Source organism: Nocardia sp. BSTN01 (assembly GCF_015354405.1).
Classification (GTDB): Bacteria; Actinomycetota; Actinomycetes; order Mycobacteriales; family Mycobacteriaceae; genus Nocardia.
In genome coordinates this window covers 1-1,043 of the sequence record NZ_JADKYP010000158.1, presented here as the reverse complement: position 1 = coordinate 1,043, position 1,043 = coordinate 1, and the positions used below count along the sequence as shown (strand labels likewise).

At 65.9% G+C, this 1,043-nt stretch carries 2 protein-coding genes; both read right to left on the bottom strand.

The genetic code is table 11. The features are described 5' to 3' along the window. Window positions 1–674 (bottom strand): IS3 family transposase (locus tag IRT45_RS36300; protein WP_194810262.1); only part of this gene is annotated, 674 nt, incomplete at its 3' end. 2 nt (window positions 675–676) lie between these two features. Beyond that, a complete protein-coding gene (locus IRT45_RS36295; protein WP_194810261.1) occupies window positions 677–982 on the bottom strand; it encodes a transposase in 306 nt (101 codons plus the stop codon). Window positions 983–1,043 lie beyond the last annotated feature (61 nt).

Genomic DNA, 1,043 nt, shown 5'->3' with positions numbered 1-1,043 from the left:
TAGCTGTCGCCGACCGACCCCATGGATTGCGATATCCCGTTGTCTGCCAATCGATTAGCGAACCGAATCGCTGTGTAGGTCGACCCGCGGTCGGAATGATGGACCAGCTGCCCGTCACGCACGTCACGGGTCCAGACCGCGTACTCGAGAGCGCCGAGCACCAGTTCGGTGTCACAACGGTCCGAGCACTTCCAGCCGACGATCCGGTTCGAGAAGGCGTCACGGACCGCGGCCAGCCAGAACACGCCCTCACCGCAGACGATGCGGGTGGCGTCGGCCACCCATAACCGGTCCGGCTCACCGGCGGTGAAGTCGCGGTTGACCAGGTCCGGGGCCGCCGTGGCACGCGGATCCCGCCGGGTCGATCCCAGCCGCCACTTCTTGCGCAGGAACGCGCCCTGCAACCCCGCACCCTGCATCAACCGCTCGACTCGTTTGCGGCCAACCGAGATCCCGCGCCGGCGCAGCATCGCATGAACCCGCGGTGACCCGTAGGTTCCGCCGGAGCTGGTATGGATATCGACGATCTCGGCGAGTAACTCCTGGTCGGCCAGCCGCCGCCGAGACGGTGTCTTCGCCTGCCGTAACCAGCCGTAATAGGTCGACGACGCGATGCCCAGAACCCGTAGTACGAGCTCGACCGGGTGCTGTGGGTGTTCGCTGACGAACGCCACGATCACCGCCGGGTCTGGCCGAGCTCCGAGGCGAAATACGCACTCGCATCACGTAATACAGCGTTCACCCGCTCGAGCTCCGCGACTCGCTTCATCAGGGCCCGGTTCTCGGCCAGCATGTCGGTCGTCGGCTTGTCGTCGCGTTCGCCGGCATCGGCCTCGGCTTGGCGGATCCACAGCCGCAACGCTTCGTGATGCACCCCGAGCTGGGCGGCCAGCTTCCGGATCGTCGGCTTCGGGTCGGACTCCCGATACAGCCGAACTGCCCGCGCTTTCAGCTCGTCCGGGTACTTCTTCGGTGCTGCCACGAATGACTCCTTCCGGTCCTATCGGACCACAGTCAGAGCCCTCCGAGAAAGCGGGGGAACC